We start from the raw sequence: 17713 nt of genomic DNA on the forward strand, positions 1-17713 counted from the left end.
TCGGGGATGGTTTAGCGGCCGATGCGGCCGAGATGGGTATCCTGGAAACTGCTCGACAGCTTCAAGCCATATCCCAAACAACCACCAGGAACACCAGCGATCGCATAGAAGACAAAAGCCGCCACCGCGACTGCGACCCATTCGAGCCGGAGCGTCAAATCCAGGAATTTCATAAGGCGCCGGTCAGTCGCAGCGTTTCGGACGCAGTCTCACCACGATATCGACATTGGCGATCTCCATGCCTTCCGGCGGTTCCGGCAAGTTGGAAACCGTCACCGGGCCGCTGTCGATATCGAAGATCCTGTTTTCGCCCTCGATATAGAAATGATGGTGATCGGAGGTGTTGGTGTCGAAATAAGTCTTCGATCCCTCGACGGCAAGGATGCGCAGAAGACCGGCCTGGGTAAACTGGTGCAGAGCATTGTAGACGGTGGCCAGAGACACCGGCACGCCGGCGGCAAGCGCCTCCTCGTGCAGTTCCTCGGCCGAAAGATGGCGGTCGCCCTTGGCGAAAAGCAGATCGGCCAGCGCGATGCGCTGGCGTGTCGGCCTCAGACCGGCCTCGCGAACCCGCTTGTCCACAGCGACATTATCCTTCCGGCAACCCAGATCCATCTATCCGTCGCGCTCACAGTTGCGCCTCAGACACGTCCAAAATGGCAGAAATTGAGCATCTGCCGAAACTGGACGTGTCCTGACATATATTCTGTCGACCGAATGCGATCAATAGCGCGCATTGACCCGGGCAGACGGGCAGGTTAAGCGCAAACGCCGGTTTCCGGCCTGAAACAGATTGTGTTAGGAAACCACCGACAAGGGCGCCTTTCGCCCGGGACGATCACGGGGACGAGATTGATGGCGGGTTCGAAATCCAGCTACGGTTACGAGGAATTGCTTGCCTGCGCCCGCGGCGAGCTGTTCGGACCGGGAAATGCGCAGCTGCCCTATCCGCCGATGCTGATGTTCGACCGCATCACCGAGATCAGCGAAACTGGCGGTGCGTTCGACAAGGGTTTCATCCGCGCGGAGTTCGACATCAAGCCGGATTTGTGGTTTTTCGCCTGCCATTTCATCGGCAATCCGATCATGCCGGGATGCCTGGGCCTGGACGCCATGTGGCAGTTGACGGGGTTCTATCTCGGATGGCTCGGTGAACCCGGCAAGGGGATGGCACTGTCGACCGGTGAGGTGAGGTTCAAAGGCATGGTCACGCCAACGGTCAAGAAGGTGGAGTATGGCGTCGACTTCAAGCGGGTGATGCGCGGTCGGCTTGTGCTTGGTATCGCCGATGGCTGGCTGAAGGCAGATGGCGAGCCCATATATGCGGCAACGGATCTGAAGGTCGGTCTTTCCAAGCAATCGGCCGCCGTCTGAACGAAGACCCTACAGTGCCACGTCTTGGACGTCCAAAGGACGCTGTAGCACTTTAATTTTGCGCATGGTTCCGTTCCGGAAATCGATTTCAGGTTTCGGTCCGCGCTGGAAGGAGTTGCGAATGAGACGGGTCGTAGTCACAGGTCTCGGCATCGTGTCGTCGATAGGCAATAATGCCAACGAGGTGCAGACCTCGCTGCACGATGCCAGATCCGGCATCAGCTTCTCCGACTCTTTCGCCGAGCATGGCTTCCGTTGCCGGGTGTGGGGTGCGCCGACGCTGGATCCATCGGGCATGATCGACCGTCGCGCCATGCGCTTCCTGTCGCAGGGTGCTGCCTGGAACCATGTCGCGATGGACCAGGCGATCGCAGATGCCGGCCTCGACGAGACCGACATCACCAACGAGCGCACCGGCATCGTGATGGGCTCCGGCGGACCGTCGACCCGTGCAATCGTCGAGGCGGCCGAGACCACGATCAAAAACGGCAGCCCCAAGCGGATCGGCCCGTTCGCGGTGCCAAAAGCGATGTCGTCGACCGCGTCGGCGACGCTTGCCACCTGGTTCAAGATCCACGGCGTCAACTATTCCATCTCATCGGCCTGCTCGACGTCAGCGCATTGCATCGGCAATGGCTACGAGCTGATCCAGTGGGGCAAGCAGGACATCGTCTTCGCCGGCGGCCATGAGGATCTCGACTGGACGATGTCGGATCTCTTCGATGCCATGGGTGCCATGTCGTCCAAGTTCAACGACAGGGCATCGGTCGCCTCCCGCGCCTATGACGTCGATCGCGACGGATTCGTCATTGCCGGCGGCGCCGGCGTGCTGATTCTTGAAGAGCTCGAGCACGCAAAAGCGCGCGGCGCCAAGATCTATGCCGAGATCGTCGGCTATGGCGCCACATCGGACGGCTACGACATGGTGGCGCCATCGGGCGAAGGCGCGGCACGCTGCATGCGACAGGCAATGGCGACCGTCACTTCACCAGTCGACTACATCAATACGCACGGCACCTCGACGCCGGTCGGCGACTCCAAGGAAATGGGCGCCATCCGCGAGGTGTTCGGAGAGGAGATGCCTTTCATCACATCGACGAAATCGCTGACCGGCCATTCGCTAGGTGCGGCCGGCGTGCAGGAATCGATCTACTCGATCCTGATGATGCAAGGCGGCTTCATCGGCGAGAGCGCCCATATAGAGAACCTCGATCCGGAATTCGAAGGCATGCCGATCGTGCGCAAGCGCATCGACGACGCAAGGATCGACACTGTTTTGTCCAATTCGTTCGGTTTCGGTGGCACCAACGCTACGCTGATTTTCCAGCGCTATTCCGCATAAGGATTTGCCGACCATGGACGGATTGATGAAGGGCAAGCGCGGGCTTGTCATGGGTGTCGCCAACGATCATTCCATTGCCTGGGGTATCGCCCGCAAACTGTCCGAACATGGCGCGGAACTCGCCTTCACCTATCAGGGCGACGCCTTCGGACGCCGGGTCAAGCCGCTCGCCGAGAAGCTGGGCGCTTCGCTGGTGGTGCCTTGCGACGTCGAGGACAGCGCATCGGTCGCCGCAACTTTCGAGACCTTGGGCAAGGCATGGGGTGGGCTGGACTTCATCGTTCACGCCATCGGCTTTTCCGACAAGAACGAGCTGAAAGGCCTCTACGCCGACACCAGCCGCGACAATTTCATCCGCACCATGGTGATCTCCTGCTATTCCTTCACCGAGGTTGCCCGCCACGCCGCCACGTTGATGAAGGACGGCGGCTCGATGATCACGCTGACTTATGCGGGTTCGGTTCGCGTCATGCCGAACTACAACGTCATGGGTGTTGCCAAGGCCGGGCTGGAGGCCAGCGTCCGTTATCTAGCCAACGACTACGGCCCGCGCGGCATCAGGGTGAACGGCATATCGGCGGGACCGGTACGGACGCTTGCGGGCGCCGGGATTTCCGACGCACGCCACATGTTCTCCTACCAGCAGCGCAACTCGCCGCTACGCCGTACGGTGACGATCGACGAAGTCGGCGGCTCCGCGCTCTATTTGCTGTCCGACCTGTCGTCCGGCGTCACCGGCGAAATCCACTATGTCGATTCCGGCTATCACATCGTGTCCATGCCGACGCTTGACGAGTTGAAGCAGACTGACGCCGGACGGGAATAGCGCGAGCGACGTGTCGCCGGCTTGCGCCGCAGCGTTTCAGCGTCGCGCCGAGAAGATCTTAAACATGCCGTCACGGGCGAGCTCCGCATGGGTGGAGAAGGCGGCCGCCAGCACCGGTTCGTAGGGAAGCTGGCGGTTTGCCACCATGAACAACCGGCCGCCCGGCTTCAGCGCTCTGCCTGCCGCGCGGATCATACCGGCACCGATTTCCGGCTCAGTCGCCCGGCTGCGGTGAAAGGGCGGGTTCATGACGACCACATCGTAGCGGCGCTCCACCGGTTCGCTCAAAAGATCTGTCCAGAAGAAACGTGGCTCCACGCCTGTGTTGCCGACATTGGTTTTGGCCGCCTCCAGCGCCTCGAAATCCGCTTCGTAAAGGTCAAGCGCCGATATGCCGGGTGAGCGGGCGGCGACCTCGGCAGCGACATAGCCCCAACCGGCACAGAAATCCGCAACACTGCCACGCAGATCGTTGGGCAGATTTTCGACCAGCAGCTTCGATCCCCCATCGATCTTGTCGAAGGAAAACATGCCTGGGGCCGTGCGGAAGTGGTCCTCGACCACCAAGTCCGGATTGGCGGCGCGAAGCGTTGCCGCGGCAACGGTATCGGTCGGCCGGCGAAACCAGAAGGCAATGCCGTGATGCTTCGGCAGGTGGCCTTCGAGCGGCACAAGGGCGCCGACATGCTTGCGCAGGCTGGCGATGCCATCGTCCTTGCCGCCGGCGACGACGATCAACCCGCCTGGTGCCACGCGTTCGACCGCTTCGGCGACGCGCAACTCGTTTTGGCCGCGATGGCGGCCGGCGAGCACAAATGCCGCGTCGAAAGCCTCGCCTTCGACCTGCGGCGTGACAGTGAAGCCGGATGCCTGCAAGGCACGAAAATGCGGTCTGAAGCCTTGGACGAGATGAAGCTTGGCATCAAAGCCTGCGGGTAAGCGAAAGCCGGGCTCGGCACCGAGAAAGAGAATGCATTCATCCTTTCGTGGCAGGGACACAGCCCCTGCCACGAAAGGATGGAAAAGCGTCTTCAGCGGCTCGGCGGACATTCACCACTCTTGAACTGCAAGGCTGTTGTTGAATGCAAACGGGCGCGACCTTCCGGCGCGCCCGCTTCGATTGCATAGTTAGATCAGCTTAGGCGGCGTTTTCTTCGCCTTCGCTCTTTTTGTCGCGAGCGATTTCCTTGCCGGTGGCCTGGTCGACGACCTTCATCGACAGGCGGACCTTGCCGCGCTCGTCGAAGCCCATCAGCTTGACCCAGACCTTGTCGCCTTCCTTGACGACATCGGAGGTCTTGGCGACACGATCATTGGCGAGCTGCGAGATGTGGACGAGACCGTCGCGCGGGCCGAAGAAGTTGACGAAAGCGCCGAAGTCGGCGGTCTTGACGACCGTGCCTTCGTAGATCTCCCCGACTTCCGGCTCAGCGACGATGGTGTGGATCCACTTCTTCGCCGCCTCGATCTCCTTGGCGTTGGCCGAAGCGATCTTGACCGTGCCGTCATCCTCAATGTTGATCTTGGCACCGGTCTTTTCGACGATTTCGCGGATGACCTTGCCGCCCGAGCCGATCACATCGCGGATCTTGTCGGTCGGAATGTGCATGACCTCGATGCGCGGTGCGAACTCGCCGAGCTCGGCACGCGCGCCGGACAGCGCATGGGCCATTTCGCCAAGAATGTGCTGACGGCCTTCCTTGGCCTGGTCGAGGGCGATCTTCATGATCTCCTCGGTGATGCCCTCGATCTTGATGTCCATCTGCAGCGAGGTGATGCCGTAGGCGGTGCCGGCAACCTTGAAGTCCATGTCGCCGAGGTGGTCCTCGTCGCCAAGAATGTCGGAGAGCACGGCGAAGCGCTCGCCTTCCTTGATCAGGCCCATTGCAATACCGGCGACCGGCTTGGCCAGTGGCACGCCGGCATCCATCAGCGCCAGCGAGGTGCCGCAGACGGTAGCCATCGATGACGAACCGTTGGACTCGGTGATCTCCGAAACGACGCGCAACGTATAGGGGAACTGGTCGGCGGTCGGCAGCATCGGCCGGATGGCGCGCCAGGCGAGCTTGCCGTGACCGATTTCGCGGCGGCCCGGTGAACCCATGCGGCCGGTTTCACCGACCGAATAGGGAGGGAAGTTGTAGTGCAGGAGGAACTTCTCCTTGTACATGCCGGTCAGCGAATCGACATACTGCTCGTCCTCGCCGGTGCCGAGCGTGGCGACGACCAGTGCCTGGGTCTCGCCACGGGTGAACAACGCCGAGCCGTGCGTGCGCGGCAGGACGCCGACTTCCGAGACGATCTTGCGGACCGTCTTCAGGTCGCGGCCGTCGATGCGCGAGCCGGTGTCGAGGATGTTCCAGCGCACGACCTTGGCCTGGAGCTCCTTGAACACGGTGCCGATCTGTTCGGACGTGTATTTGGCCTCTTCGCCTTCTGCCGGCGCGAACGCGGCCTTGACCTTCGCCTTGACGGCGTCGACGGCGGCATAGCGCTTCTGCTTGTCGGTGATCTTGTAGGCGTCGCGAAGCTCGCCTTCGACGATCTTGAGCATCTCGGCTTCAAGTGCGGAATAGTCCGGCGCGGTGAAGTCGCGCGGGTCCTTGGCCGCGACTTCAGCCAGCTTGATGATCGCGTCGATCACCGGCTGGAAGCCCCTGTGGCCGAACATGACGGCGCCGAGCATAAGGTCCTCGCCGAGTTCCTTGGCTTCGGACTCGACCATCAGCACGGCGTCGGCGGTGCCGGCGACGACCAGGTCGAGCTTCGATTCCTGCATCTCGTCGACGTGCGGGTTGAGCACGTATTCGCCGTTGATGTAGCCGACGCGGGCGCCGCCGACCGGGCCCATGAACGGCACGCCGGACAAGGTCAGAGCGGCGGAGGTGGCGACGATCGACAGGATGTCCGGATCATTTTCGAGATCGTGCTGGACGACAGTGACGACGATCTGGGTGTCGTTCTTGTAGCCTTCGGCGAAGAGCGGGCGGATCGGGCGGTCGATCAGGCGGGAAACCAGCGTTTCCTTCTCGCTCGGACGGCCTTCCCGCTTGAAATAGCCACCCGGGATCTTGCCTGCGGCGTAAGTCTTTTCCTGGTAGTTGACCGTCAGCGGGAAGAAATCGAGGCCGGGTTTCGGCTCCTTCATCGAGACGACGGTGGCGAGAACCTTGGTTTCGCCGTAGGTGGCCAGCACCGCGCCATCAGCCTGACGCGCGATCTTGCCGGTTTCGAGAATGAGCGGGCGGCCGCCCCATTCGATTTCCACTTTATGGTAATTGAACATGTCTTGTCCTTCGTATGCGGAAAGGGCCGCGCCGTTTCAGCGTGCGCGGATGCCCCTTTCCCTTGGCTTCCTTTCTCGGGCAGCCACGGGCAAGACAACGGGAAGCTCGGCTATTCGGCGCGGTGCCGCACGAGCGTCCTGCAATCCTGCCCCATGACCGTCCATGGGCGGTTTCGAGTGGCCCTCTGCTGTTCGAAACCGGGTTGGCCAATCGATCCGACTGGCCTTGCGCGTGGACCCGAAAACCAGGTTTTCGGAAAGTATCCTGCGCAAATCTAAAACTTCAGAGCGTCCTTTGCGCAGCCAAACCGGTGCGCGGCGCTCTGCTTTCTTCATTGGAGCCTTGGATGATCCGGTGCTCCAATGCGCGACCGGCGGGCTCTCGAAAGAACCCGCCGGTCAATTCGTCAACGGCGCAGACCGAGCTTCTCGATCAGCGTCTGATAGCGCGCGTCGTCCTTGCGCTTGAGATAATCAAGCAGGCTGCGGCGCTGGGAAACGAGAGCGAGCAGACCACGGCGGGAATGGTTATCCTTCTTGTGGTCCTTGAAATGATCGGTCAGGTTCTTGATGCGCTCGGAAAGGATGGCCACCTGAACTTCCGGAGACCCGGTATCGCCCTTGGCGGTTGCGAATTCGCCCATCAATTCCTTCTTGCGTTCGGCAGTAATCGACATCGTGTTTTTCCTTGTCTGTTTGAGGAAACGGGACGCCCTCAGCCGGGATGTCGTCCAGCAGGGGCCGGTGCAAGCAACGCGTCAAAGCGCGAAGCTGCGGCGCATATAGTGCAATTCCGACAAAAAGGCCAGCCTAATTCACAAGCCGGCTTTTTGCTGCATAAACGGGCACTTCCGCCTAGTCAGAGCCATTTCTTCCATTTGAAGTACGCAAAGAGCCCGACCGCAACAAGCGCCATGAAGGCGAGCGACAGGGGATAGCCGTAATAGGCCTTCAGCTCCGGCATGTTCCAGGGCGAGGTGTCGGGGTCGAAATTCATGCCCCATACGCCGACGAGAAAGGTAAGCGGCATGAAGATCACCGAGACGATCGTCAGGTAGCTGATGACGTCGTTGGTGCGCGCCTGGCTGAGCGACAAGTGCATCTCGATCAGGCCAGTCAGCATGTCGCGCTGGGTTTCGACCAGTTCGATCAATCGCAGCGAATGATCGAGCGTGTCGTTCAGGAATATCTTGGTTTCGGCCTTCACATAGGGCACGTCGTTGCGGATCATGGTCGCCAGCGCATCGCGCATCGGCCAAAGCACGCCCTTCAGCACATTGGCATCGCGCCGCAATTCGTGAAGCTGCCGCATCTGGTGCTTGTGCGCCTGGTGCAGCATCTGGTCCTCGATGCTGTCGACCAATTCGCCAGCAGCCTCGATCGGCGGGAAATAGCTGTCGACGATGGCGTCGATCAAAGCATAGGCGAGATAGTCGGCGCCGCGCGAGCGCAAGCGGTTGGGCACCGAGCTTGCGATCCGCTTGCGCACGGGATCGAACGGGTCGCCTTCGCGCTCCTGGAAGGTGACGACGAAATTCTTGCCGAAGAAGACGGTGATCTGTTCATAACGGTGCGCGGTGACGTCGTCGATCATCCTGACGACGACAAAGGCGTGGTCCTCGAAGAAATCCACCTTCGGCCGCTGGCCTGTATTGACGACATCTTCCAGCGCCAGCGGATGCAGGTTGAAAATCCGGCCGATCTCCTCGATCAGCTGGATATTGGCGAGGCCTGTGCAGTCGAGCCAGATGACCGGCCAATTGTGGCAATGGGTGTTGACGTCGTCGATGCTGGCATTGTCGATCGTCTTGAACTTTTCAGGCGAGATCAACGTCAGCCTGAGCTCGGAGCGGCGCGCCGCCGGGTCGGCGATCAGCGTGCCCGGCGAAGCCCCGACCGGCGGCCTCCGTGTTTTGAGCGCCGCCCGCTTGTTGACCGTGTCAGCCTTTGCCATGTGCCCCCTCAAGTGCAGCGTCGAACGGCACTACAGCGCAGCGCATCCTTTCGGACGGCAAACGGCACCGTAGCCCCGTTGGATTTAACGCATGATCGTTTCCCAAAATAGAATCCGGTTTGGAGATCATGCGCCGGGCGACAGCTGTTACCCGATAAAGACCCGCTTTGGCTTGAACATGCCTTGCTCGATAGCGCCGATGGCGACCAACTTGCCGCGCGCGGTGGCGCAAGCCTCCTCCGCTTCTACCGGCGCGTCACGGCCGCGAATGATGACCGGATTGCCGAGGCGGATTTTGGTTGCCGCATCATCGCTGATCGCGACCTGCGGCAGGCATTCGAGCGCGGCGGCGGTGTCAACCAGAAGTGCATCGATGGCACCGAAGTCGATCGGGGCGTCCGCTGCCTGCGGCTCGCCCTGCTCGCCGAAGCGGGCGGCTTCCAGCTCGGCCAGGGTGACGAAATCTTCCTGCGTGAATGGCTCGACCTCGACCCGCCGCAGCTCGGCAATGTGGCCGAAGCAGCCGAGGTCGCGGCCCATGTCGCGGGCCAGCGAGCGGACATAGGTGCCCTTGCCGCATTCGACCTCGAAGATGGTGCGATCGGCCATGTGGTCGACCAGGTCGAGCCGGCCGATCTCGACCTCACGTGCCGGAATGTCGATCGTCTCGCCATCGCGGGCAAGGTCGTAGGCGCGCTCGCCGGCGATCTTGATCGCCGAAAATTGCGGCGGTGTCTGCATGATGACGCCGGTATATTTCGAAAGCAGCGCCCGTACGTCGGCTTCCGCCGGACGGCGGTCCGAGCTTTTGGTCGCCGGGCCTTCGAGGTCGTCGGTCGAACGCTCCTCGCCCCAGGCAACCGTGAAGCGGTAGACCTTGGCGCCGTCCTGGACGTAAGGCACGGTCTTGGTCGCTTCGCCGAGCGCGATCGGCAGCATGCCGGACGCGAGCGGGTCGAGCGTGCCGGCGTGGCCGGCCTTCTCTGCCTGGAACAGCCATTTGATCTTGGACACGGCTTCGGTCGAGCCCATGCCGACCGGCTTGTCCAGTACCAGCCAGCCCGAGATCGGCCGGCCCTTCTTCTTGCCGTGACGCGCCACTATTCGCTATCCTTCCGGTCGTCTTTGTCTTTGTCTTTGTCGCCGGCGCTGAGATCGCGCGCCACTTCGGGCGAGTGCAGCAATTCGTTGATCTTCTGGAAATTGTCGTAGCTGGTGTCGAGCCGGAAGCGGAATTCCGGCATGTACTTCATCTGCCGCAGCGCGCCGGAGACGCGGCCGCGGACGAACTTCGCATGCTTGTTGAGCGCTTCGACCACCGCACCGGCATCCTTGGCGCCAAGCGGCGAGACGAAGGCGGTGGCGATCTTCAGATCGGGCGACATGCGCACTTCGGAGACCGAGACCACGGCATTCTCGATCAGCGGATCGAGAATCTCGCCGCGCTGCAAAGTCTCGGAGAGCGCATGGCGCACCTGCTCGCCGACGCGCAGCATGCGCTGGGATGGGCCAGCTGTTGATGGTCTTGGCATGAAAATCTCTTCTCACAGTGCGGGTTCGAACCGCCTCAAACGGTTGACTTAGCGCCGTTGATCCGGCTTGGCTACCCCAAGGAACCCGCACCTCAGCTAATGTAAGGTGCGCGGCAGTGAATGCTCTGTCTCCGGGCCGGCCTGTAATGAGACCATGAACGAAACGATCCTGTCGTATTCGGCTTTCAAATCGCTCTCGGACCCAAATGCACTCATCGGAATAAACCAGCCACCCTCTTGCGTCACAAAACCGATGCCGAATTCGGTCAGAGTAACTCGGTTTACGGATTTCCATCCGATGTGGATCTCTGCATCTGCGGCGCGCTTTGAGATGCCGGCGACATCCACTCGGATCATGGTGGGTTCAGGCTCGAAATGAGCAACCTCGACTCGCCTCGCGAGAATGGGGCCGAGATTGATCATGATACCCGTGACAATGGTCATCATGCCCACAACTCCCGCGACTCCGGCCAAAGCACCGGAGCCGTCGAGATAGTTTGTGGCAAGCACAAGCGGAATGCCAACGAGAAAGCAGTAAAACAACCGTCTCAGGGCCCCGAGACGACTTTCGCTCCGCGCCCTTGAGTAGACCCCTGAAAAATCGGCAGGAGACAGAACAAAGCGGTACTCAAGGCTTCGTTCTTGCTCCATATGCCGACACTACAGCGTCCTGGTCACCATCTCGACGCGGAAGCACTCGATGACGTCGCCGACGCGCATGTCCTCGTAGTTCTGGAAGGCCATGCCGCATTCCTGGCCGGCCGGAACTTCCGAAACTTCGTCCTTGAAGCGCTTCAGGGTCTTCAGCGTGCCTTCGTGGATGACGACATTGTCGCGGATCAGGCGCACGCCCGCACCACGCTCGACCTTGCCTTCGGTGACACGGCAGCCGGCGATCTTGCCGACCTTGGTGATGTCGAAGATCTCGAGGATCTCGGCATTGCCGATGAAGGTCTCGCGACGCTCCGGCGAGAGCAGGCCGGAAAGAGCCGCTTTCACATCATCGACCAGATTGTAGATGATCGAATAGTAGCGGATCTCGATGCCTGCCGCAGCCGCGGCTGCGCGGGCCTGCGCGTTGGCGCGAACGTTGAAGCCGATGATCGCAGCCCCGGAAGTTTCCGCCAGCGACACGTCGCTTTCGGTGATGCCGCCGGCCCCGGCATGGACGATGCGGGCGCGCACCTCGTCGGTGCCGAGATTGTCGAGCGCCGCATTGATCGCCTCGATCGAGCCCTGCACGTCGCCCTTGATGACCAGCGGGAATTCCTTCAATCCGCTTGTCTGCAATTGCGACATCATCTGTTCAAGCGAGCCGCGCTGGCCGGCATGCCTGGCCACCGCCTTCTCACGCGCCAGACGCTGGCGATATTCGGTGATCTCGCGGGCGCGGGCTTCGTTGTTGACAACGGCGAAACGGTCGCCGGCCAGCGGCGTACCTTGCAGACCGAGGACTTCCACCGGCATTGCCGGCGGCGCTTCCTTGACCTGCTCGCCGCGATCGTTGACGAGCGCGCGTACCCGGCCCCATTCGTTGCCGGCGACGAGAATGTCGCCCGGCATCAACGTGCCGGTCTGCACCAGCACGGTAGCGACCGGGCCGCGGCCCTTGTCGAGCTGGGCTTCGATGACCACGCCTTCGGCGGTGCGGTCCGGATTGGCCTTCAGGTCGAGGATTTCGGCCTGCAGCAGGATCGCTTCGAGCAACTTGTCGAGATTGATGCCCTTGGTAGCCGACACCTCGACATCCAGCACCTCGCCGCCCATGGATTCGACGAACACCTCGTGGCGCAGCAGTTCCGAGCGCACCTTCTGCGGGTCGGCGTCATGCTTGTCGATCTTGTTGATCGCCACAATGATCGGAACGCCGGCCGCCTTGGCGTGATTGATCGATTCGATCGTCTGCGGCATGACGCTGTCGTCAGCTGCCACCACGAGGATGGCGATATCGGTCGCCTGGGCACCGCGGGCACGCATCGCCGTGAAGGCGGCGTGGCCGGGCGTGTCTATGAACGTGATCTTGTGACCGTTCTTCTCGACCTGATAAGCGCCGATATGCTGGGTAATGCCGCCGGCTTCGCCGGAGACGACGTTGGCATTGCGGATGGCATCGAGCAACGAGGTCTTGCCGTGATCGACATGGCCCATGATCGTTACCACCGGCGGACGCGGCTGCAGGTCCTCGGGACGATCGGCGATGTTGAACAAGCCCTCTTCGATGTCGGACTCGGCGACGCGGCGGACCGTGTGGCCAAATTCGGTGGCGACCAGTTCGGCCGTGTCGGCGTCGATCACGTCACCAGGCTTCAGGATCTGGCCCTGCTTCATGAAGAACTTGACCACGTCGACAGCGCGCTCGGACATGCGCTGCGCCAACTCCTGGATGGTGATGGTTTCGGGCAGGATCACTTCACGCATGACTTTCTCGCGTGGCTCGTTATGCAACGCGCGCTTGAATTTCTCCTGACGGCGGCGCATCGACGACAGCGAGCGGGCGCGCGCATCCTCGTCGGAAAGAGCCGAATTCAGCGTCAGCTTGCCGCGGCGGCGGTCTTCCTCGCCCTTGGTCGGCTTGGCAGGACGTGCCACTTCGGGCGTGACCAGACGGCGCACCGGTGCACCGGCACCGGTCCGCTTCGGCTTGACCTCTTCCTCGTCATCGACCGTCGCCAGTTCGGCGGCGAGCGGCGCACGGCGGCGCGCCTCTTCCTCGGCACGGCGGCGGGATTCGGCCTCGGCTTGCAGCCGTGCCTCTTCCTCGGCCTGACGGCGAGCCGATTCCTCGCGCTCGCGGCGGCGGCGCTCTTCGTCCTCGCTGCGGCGCTTGGCCTCCTCGATGGCGCGCTGGCGATCCTCGACGTCGCGGACCTTCGAGCCCTCGAGAGCCCGGCGGCGTGCTTCCATTTCCTGGCGCGACAACTCGTTCAGCACCATGCCGCCGCGTTCGACCGGCGGCGGAGGCGGCGGCGCCTTGGGAGCTTCCTGCACGGCAGGCGCTGCCGCGACCGGCTTCGGCGTGAAAACGGACACAGGCGCTGCCGCCGGCTCCGGCTTGTCGCCAGGCAGCGAGAACTTGCGCTTCTTGGTCTCGACGACCACCGACTTGGTGCGGCCATGCGAGAAGTTCTGGCGCACCGTGCCCTGTTCCATACCGGGGCGCTTCAGCGTCAAGGTCTTCTTCGGCGTAACACTCAGCGTCTTGTCGTCGCCCGATTTCGTATCGCTCATTCCATATCCTCTGCGGCATCATCTTCGTCAGCAACGGCCGCAAGCATTGCCAGATCGTCCGGGGAACCGCCCCGATATCGGTCGAGCGCAACCATGCGCTTCTGGACCGCCCTGCCCGCGTCTCCCGCGAGAACGGCAGCATGTATCACATTTGTACCCCCCAATGCCAAGCTCAACTCGGCCTCGGAGAAAAGTTTGTAAGCGCGGATCGCAGGCCCGCCGAGGTGGACGGTTGCCCGTCGCGCCTGGCTTATCTTGCGGACGCCATCGTCGGAAGCCTCGGTCGCGTGGAGCACGAAAAGTGCAAGTCCGCCGCGCACGGCACTCTCGACCTTGGTCGCTCCGAGCGCTATGGCGCCCGCCTTGCGGGCCAAGCCAAGCATGCCCAGAGCGGACCTGGAAAGCAGCGCGTCGACCATACCGCCAAGATCGGCTGGCACGCTCACCTGCGCCTTGAAAGCACGGGCAAACAGGTTTTTCGCCGCTGCCTTGTCTATATGTAGGCGGTCGGCCGTCACCCAGCAACCGCGGCCGGGCAGGTTTCTCTTGATGTCCGGAACGACGGCCGAATCCGGGCCGACGACGAAACGGATCAGTTCATCCGGTTCGGCTTGCCTGCGGGTGACGATGCAGGTGCGATCGTTCATCTCGTCCAAGGGCGGGTTCGGTGCGATGCGGTTTCACCTCACGCACCGACGGTTTCGTCAGCCGGCACGCCCTCGGCGGCAAGCTCGTCTTCGGTGATCCAGCCAGCCTTCAGGCGAGCCGCCAGGACCATCTGCTCGGCATCGGCGCGTGATACGCCATGGTTGGCGAGCACACCCGGGAATACCTTCGTCTCGCCGTCCTTGCGTTCTTTCCAACCGGTCAGGTCGTCGGCGGCGTAGCCGGCGAAATCCTCGATCGTCTTCACGCCGTCCTCGCCGAGCGTCACCATCATGGCGGTGGTGATGCCGGGAATCTCGCGCAATTCGTCCTTGACGCCGAGGGCCTTGCGCTTCTCGTCGTGCTCGGCTTCGATCTTCTCCAGATATTCGCGGGCGCGGGTCTGGATTTCCGAAGCCGTGTCCTCGTCGAAGCCGTCGATCGACGCGATTTCGCCGGAATCGACATACGCGACTTCCTCGACGCTGGTGAAGCCTTCGGAGGCGAGCACCTGGCCGACCATCTCGTCGACGTCGAGGGCTTCCATGAACAGCGACGACCGTTCGACGAATTCCTTCTGGCGGCGTTCGCTCTCTTCCTGCTCGGTCAGGATGTCGATATCCCAGCCGGTGAGCTGCGAGGCAAGACGGACGTTCTGGCCGCGGCGGCCAATGGCCAGCGACAACTGATCGTCGGGAACGACGACCTCGATGCGCTCGGCATCCTCGTCGAGCACCACCTTGGCGACTTCCGCCGGCTGCAATGCATTGACAATGAAGGACGCCGCCGAAGGCGACCACGGAATGATGTCGATCTTCTCGCCCTGCAATTCACCGACGACCGCCTGGACGCGGCTGCCGCGCATACCGACGCAGGCACCGACCGGATCGATGGAGCTGTCGCGCGAGATGACAGCGATCTTGGCGCGCGAACCCGGATCGCGGGCGACCGACTTGATCTCGATGATGCCGTCGTAGATTTCCGGCACTTCCATGGTGAACAGCTTCGCCATGAACTGCGGATGGGTGCGCGACAGGAAGATCTGCGGACCGCGCTGTTCGCGGCGCACGTCATAGACATAGGCACGGACGCGATCGCCATACTTGTAGTTTTCGCGCGGAATCAGCTCGTCGCGGCGGATGATCGCCTCGCCGCGGCCGAGATCGACGATGACGTTGCCGTATTCGACGCGCTTGACGGTGCCGTTGACGATCTCGCCGATGCGGTCCTTGTATTCGTCATATTGCCGGTCGCGCTCGGCCTCGCGCACCTTCTGCACGATGACCTGCTTGGCCGACTGGGCGGCGATACGGCCGAAATCCATCGGCGGCAGCTGTTCGGCGATGAAATCGCCGAGCTGGGCGTCCGGATTTCGCTCGCGCGCCGAGGAAATGGCAATCTGGGTCGCGTAGTCGTCGACCTTCTCGACCACTTCCATCAGCCGCTGCAGCTTCATCTCGCCGGTATTCGGATTGATATCCGCCCGGATATTGGTTTCCTGGCCGTAGCGCGAGCGCGCGGCCTTCTGGATCGCATCGGCCATGGCGGCGATGACGATCGACTTGTCGATCGACTTTTCACGCGCGACCGCATCGGCGATCTGCAGCAGTTCAAGCCTGTTGGCGCTTACAACCATCTTCTTTCTCCCGAGCTTGTCGCCGACCTTACCGCCGGCAGCCCAATCACATTTCCTGTTCGGTTTCGTCTTCCGCACCCGCTGGTGCGTCTTCGGGTTCGCCGCGGCGTTTCCTGGCTTCCTTGCGCGCCCGGTTGTCCTTCGACAGTGCATCGCGGATAAGATCGTCGGTCAGAACCAGCCGCGCTTCGGCAATCGCATCGTAGGGAACACGCACCGTCGGCTCCTCGCCGTAAGCGGCCTTGTCGCGCTCGATCACCACACCGTCCGCGTCGCTTTCGGCGATCCTGCCCTTGAAGCGCTTGCGGTCGGCGACGAGAACCGACGTCTCCATCTTCACCAGATGGCCGGTCCAGGCTGCAAAGTCCGATTTGCGGACCAGCGGCCGGTCGATGCCCGGCGACGACACTTCGAGATGATAAGCCTTCTCGATCGGATCATCGACATCGAGCGCCGGCGACACCGCCCGGCTGACCTCTTCACAATCCTCGACCGTCATGGTGCCGTCCTCGCGCTCGGCCATGATCTGCAGCGTCAGCCCGTTCTGGCCCGACAGGTGCACACGTACCAGGCGGAAGCCAATGGCCCGCAGTACCGGCTGAACGATCAGCGCGATGCGCGCATCGATGCCGCTTTCGCGGATGATGCGATCGTCGCCTTCGCTTGCCATCACTGTCATTCGGTCCTGTCGCTCGATCCCTGTTGGTCGGCAGGTAATAAAAAAGAGCGGGACCGGGTGGACCCACTCTTCGTCATACCGACCAAGAATTTGAAGCTGATATAGACGATCGTGGTCCTCGTTTCAAGCCCGTCGTGCATGACGGCAAGGCTCCGAGTCCGCAGCGCTGCGCCAAATGCATGGCGCCCATGCAGTGATCCCCCTTTGAGCACCGGCCACGCACGACTATCTATATTGCATTGCACAATTGGAGCGCTCACTGCGCTCGAAAGGGTACGATCATGAACAATCGTGGTTTTTTTTCAGCCATAGGCGATGTCTTTAGCGTGTTCGGCAGCGCCGTAGCAGCGTCGCGGGCTGTGGAAAACGGTCGCAAGCCGCGTGCGCATGATCTGCGCAATCTCGGCATGGAGCCGGCAGCCTTCGACAATATCCGTCGCTTCTGAGCCAGGTGAGCGCCGAGAGCCTTCGGCCCGCTCGCCTTGTGCTCAGCTCTAATTTCCCGATTATTTCCGCACGAAGGTCAGATAGGCGGGCCGTCGGCCTTCGCGAATGGCCTTGGCCTCATAGCGCGTCCCCGGCCAGCCATCATAGGGCCGATGCCAGTCGGCGGCTTCGCTTGCCTGCCACGTGAAGGCGCCGTGCGCACGGCAATGCAGCAGCGTCCAGTTCACATAGCTGTCGATGTCGGACGCAAAGTGGAACTTTCCGCCGTGCTTCAGGACGCGCGCGAAGCGGTCGAGATTGACCGGGCTGACGAAGCGCCGCTTCCAGTGCTTCTTCTTCGGCCACGGATCCGGATAGAGGAGGTCAATGCCGTCAAGCGAAGCCTGCGGCAGCCAGTCCAGCAGGCGCGTGGCGTCGTCATCATAGACGCGCAGATTGGCAAGCGGCCGCTCCCGGACCGCCATCATCATCTTGGCCATGCCGTTGACGAAAGGCTCGACGCCGATAAAGCCGGTCGCCTGGCTGGCCGTAGCACGGTGCAGAAGATGTTCGCCGCCGCCAAAACCGATTTCGAGCTGGACAGCGGAAACTTCGGCTTCGAAAAGGCTGCGCAGATCGGCCGGCGGTTCAACCGTCAGATCGAGCCTGTAGGCGGCGAAGCCGCTCTCCAGCGCCGCTGCCTGCTGTGGTCGAATGGTCTTGCCGCGCCGGCGACCGAAAAAGGCCTCGGTCGCACGGCTTGGCCGGTCCTTCGGGTCCATAGG

The 17713-nt window shown here is 62.0% G+C and carries 18 protein-coding genes; 4 read left to right on the forward strand and 14 right to left on the reverse strand.

All coding sequences use genetic code 11. The features are described from left to right. Nucleotides 1-11: 11 nt before the first annotated feature. Together NKJ35_RS01010 and irrA are read right to left on the reverse strand one after the other, a co-directional pair. Complete coding sequence (locus NKJ35_RS01010; RefSeq protein WP_352644393.1) at nt 12-173, reverse strand: hypothetical protein; 162 nt, start codon at nt 171-173, stop codon at nt 12-14. Nucleotides 174-183: 10 nt separating this feature from the next. Next, nucleotides 184-615 (reverse strand): iron response transcriptional regulator IrrA, encoded by a 432-nt coding sequence (gene irrA, locus NKJ35_RS01015; RefSeq protein WP_023676913.1) that lies wholly within the window; start codon nt 613-615, stop codon nt 184-186. A gap of 240 nt (nt 616-855) precedes the next feature. On the opposite strand from irrA, the gene fabA reads away from it, so the two are divergent. From fabA to fabI, 3 genes are all read left to right on the forward strand, one after another. Continuing rightward, on the forward strand, nt 856-1374 hold the full coding sequence (gene fabA / locus NKJ35_RS01020) for a 3-hydroxyacyl-[acyl-carrier-protein] dehydratase FabA (protein WP_352506149.1): 519 nt from the start codon (nt 856-858) through the stop codon (nt 1372-1374). Between the two features lie 121 nt (nt 1375-1495). Beyond that, complete coding sequence (gene fabB / locus NKJ35_RS01025) at nt 1496-2716, forward strand: beta-ketoacyl-ACP synthase I (protein ID WP_352475968.1); 1221 nt, start codon at nt 1496-1498, stop codon at nt 2714-2716. Nucleotides 2717-2729: 13 nt separating this feature from the next. Then, complete coding sequence (gene fabI / locus NKJ35_RS01030) at nt 2730-3542, forward strand: enoyl-ACP reductase FabI (protein ID WP_254816275.1); 813 nt, start codon at nt 2730-2732, stop codon at nt 3540-3542. A 36-nt stretch (nt 3543-3578) separates the two neighbouring features. Here the strand turns inward: fabI and NKJ35_RS01035 are convergent, their stop codons facing one another. The 11 genes from NKJ35_RS01035 to rimP form a co-directional block, all read right to left on the reverse strand. Continuing rightward, on the reverse strand, nt 3579-4592 hold the full coding sequence (locus tag NKJ35_RS01035; protein WP_352644396.1) for a class I SAM-dependent methyltransferase: 1014 nt from the start codon (nt 4590-4592) through the stop codon (nt 3579-3581). An 88-nt stretch (nt 4593-4680) separates the two neighbouring features. Next, complete coding sequence (gene pnp / locus NKJ35_RS01040) at nt 4681-6828, reverse strand: polyribonucleotide nucleotidyltransferase (protein WP_254816273.1); 2148 nt, start codon at nt 6826-6828, stop codon at nt 4681-4683. 407 nt (nt 6829-7235) lie between these two features. Beyond that, the gene (gene rpsO, locus NKJ35_RS01045) at nt 7236-7547 is read right to left on the reverse strand and encodes a 30S ribosomal protein S15 (protein ID WP_280940423.1); all 312 of its coding nucleotides are present in this window, start codon (nt 7545-7547) and stop codon (nt 7236-7238) included. A gap of 140 nt (nt 7548-7687) precedes the next feature. Further along, entirely contained in the window at nt 7688-8782 is a 1095-nt protein-coding gene (corA, locus tag NKJ35_RS01050; protein WP_352644398.1) for a magnesium/cobalt transporter CorA, read from the reverse strand. 147 nt (nt 8783-8929) lie between these two features. Next, on the reverse strand, nt 8930-9883 hold the full coding sequence (gene truB, locus NKJ35_RS01055) for a tRNA pseudouridine(55) synthase TruB (protein WP_352644400.1): 954 nt from the start codon (nt 9881-9883) through the stop codon (nt 8930-8932). Next, the gene (rbfA, locus tag NKJ35_RS01060) at nt 9883-10314 is read right to left on the reverse strand and encodes a 30S ribosome-binding factor RbfA (RefSeq protein ID WP_352644402.1); all 432 of its coding nucleotides are present in this window, start codon (nt 10312-10314) and stop codon (nt 9883-9885) included. Before rbfA ends, truB begins: the two co-directional genes overlap by 1 nt. 96 nt (nt 10315-10410) lie before the next feature. Beyond that, nucleotides 10411-10761, reverse strand: coding sequence for a hypothetical protein (locus tag NKJ35_RS01065; protein ID WP_352644404.1), 351 nt, complete (start codon nt 10759-10761; stop codon nt 10411-10413). A 213-nt stretch (nt 10762-10974) separates the two neighbouring features. Beyond that, nucleotides 10975-13542 carry a translation initiation factor IF-2 gene (gene infB / locus NKJ35_RS01070; protein WP_352644406.1) on the reverse strand — a complete coding sequence of 856 codons (2568 nt, stop codon included), beginning with the start codon at nt 13540-13542 and terminating at the stop codon, nt 10975-10977. After that, nucleotides 13539-14189: an RNA-binding protein gene (locus tag NKJ35_RS01075; protein WP_352644408.1), complete on the reverse strand. Its 651-nt coding sequence runs from the start codon at nt 14187-14189 to the stop codon at nt 13539-13541. The genes infB and NKJ35_RS01075 overlap by 4 nt, the downstream gene beginning before the upstream one ends. 38 nt (nt 14190-14227) lie before the next feature. Next, complete coding sequence (gene nusA / locus NKJ35_RS01080; RefSeq protein ID WP_023719563.1) at nt 14228-15823, reverse strand: transcription termination factor NusA; 1596 nt, start codon at nt 15821-15823, stop codon at nt 14228-14230. A 46-nt stretch (nt 15824-15869) separates the two neighbouring features. Further along, complete coding sequence (rimP, locus tag NKJ35_RS01085; RefSeq protein WP_352644410.1) at nt 15870-16502, reverse strand: ribosome maturation factor RimP; 633 nt, start codon at nt 16500-16502, stop codon at nt 15870-15872. 281 nt (nt 16503-16783) lie between these two features. Between rimP and NKJ35_RS01090 the strand changes: the two genes are divergently transcribed. Then, entirely contained in the window at nt 16784-16948 is a 165-nt protein-coding gene (locus tag NKJ35_RS01090; RefSeq protein ID WP_352644412.1) for a hypothetical protein, read from the forward strand. 60 nt (nt 16949-17008) lie between these two features. Here the strand turns inward: NKJ35_RS01090 and trmB are convergent, their stop codons facing one another. Further along, nucleotides 17009-17710: a tRNA (guanine(46)-N(7))-methyltransferase TrmB gene (gene trmB, locus NKJ35_RS01095; protein ID WP_352644414.1), complete on the reverse strand. Its 702-nt coding sequence runs from the start codon at nt 17708-17710 to the stop codon at nt 17009-17011. Nucleotides 17711-17713: the final 3 nt, after the last annotated feature.

The organism is Mesorhizobium sp. M0136 (assembly GCF_040322515.1).
Taxonomy (GTDB): domain Bacteria; phylum Pseudomonadota; class Alphaproteobacteria; order Rhizobiales; family Rhizobiaceae; genus Mesorhizobium.

What these genes read in the sequence shown, in the direction of transcription:
- NKJ35_RS01090 (WP_352644412.1), top strand. Translation starts at nt 16,784, where the DNA reads ATGAACAATCGTGGTTTTTTTTCAGCCATAGGCGATGTCTTTAGCGTG.
- NKJ35_RS01075 (WP_352644408.1), bottom strand. Translation starts at nt 14,189, where the DNA reads ATGAACGATCGCACCTGCATCGTCACCCGCAGGCAAGCCGAACCGGAT.
- rbfA (WP_352644402.1), bottom strand. Translation starts at nt 10,314, where the DNA reads ATGCCAAGACCATCAACAGCTGGCCCATCCCAGCGCATGCTGCGCGTC.
- fabA (WP_352506149.1), top strand. Translation starts at nt 856, where the DNA reads ATGGCGGGTTCGAAATCCAGCTACGGTTACGAGGAATTGCTTGCCTGC.
- NKJ35_RS01035 (WP_352644396.1), bottom strand. Translation starts at nt 4,592, where the DNA reads ATGTCCGCCGAGCCGCTGAAGACGCTTTTCCATCCTTTCGTGGCAGGG.
- NKJ35_RS01065 (WP_352644404.1), bottom strand. Translation starts at nt 10,761, where the DNA reads ATGATGACCATTGTCACGGGTATCATGATCAATCTCGGCCCCATTCTC.
- pnp (WP_254816273.1), bottom strand. Translation starts at nt 6,828, where the DNA reads ATGTTCAATTACCATAAAGTGGAAATCGAATGGGGCGGCCGCCCGCTC.
- trmB (WP_352644414.1), bottom strand. Translation starts at nt 17,710, where the DNA reads ATGGACCCGAAGGACCGGCCAAGCCGTGCGACCGAGGCCTTTTTCGGT.
- corA (WP_352644398.1), bottom strand. Translation starts at nt 8,782, where the DNA reads ATGGCAAAGGCTGACACGGTCAACAAGCGGGCGGCGCTCAAAACACGG.
- irrA (WP_023676913.1), bottom strand. Translation starts at nt 615, where the DNA reads ATGGATCTGGGTTGCCGGAAGGATAATGTCGCTGTGGACAAGCGGGTT.
- NKJ35_RS01010 (WP_352644393.1), bottom strand. Translation starts at nt 173, where the DNA reads ATGAAATTCCTGGATTTGACGCTCCGGCTCGAATGGGTCGCAGTCGCG.
- fabB (WP_352475968.1), top strand. Translation starts at nt 1,496, where the DNA reads ATGAGACGGGTCGTAGTCACAGGTCTCGGCATCGTGTCGTCGATAGGC.
- nusA (WP_023719563.1), bottom strand. Translation starts at nt 15,823, where the DNA reads ATGGTTGTAAGCGCCAACAGGCTTGAACTGCTGCAGATCGCCGATGCG.
- infB (WP_352644406.1), bottom strand. Translation starts at nt 13,542, where the DNA reads ATGAGCGATACGAAATCGGGCGACGACAAGACGCTGAGTGTTACGCCG.
- rimP (WP_352644410.1), bottom strand. Translation starts at nt 16,502, where the DNA reads ATGACAGTGATGGCAAGCGAAGGCGACGATCGCATCATCCGCGAAAGC.
- fabI (WP_254816275.1), top strand. Translation starts at nt 2,730, where the DNA reads ATGGACGGATTGATGAAGGGCAAGCGCGGGCTTGTCATGGGTGTCGCC.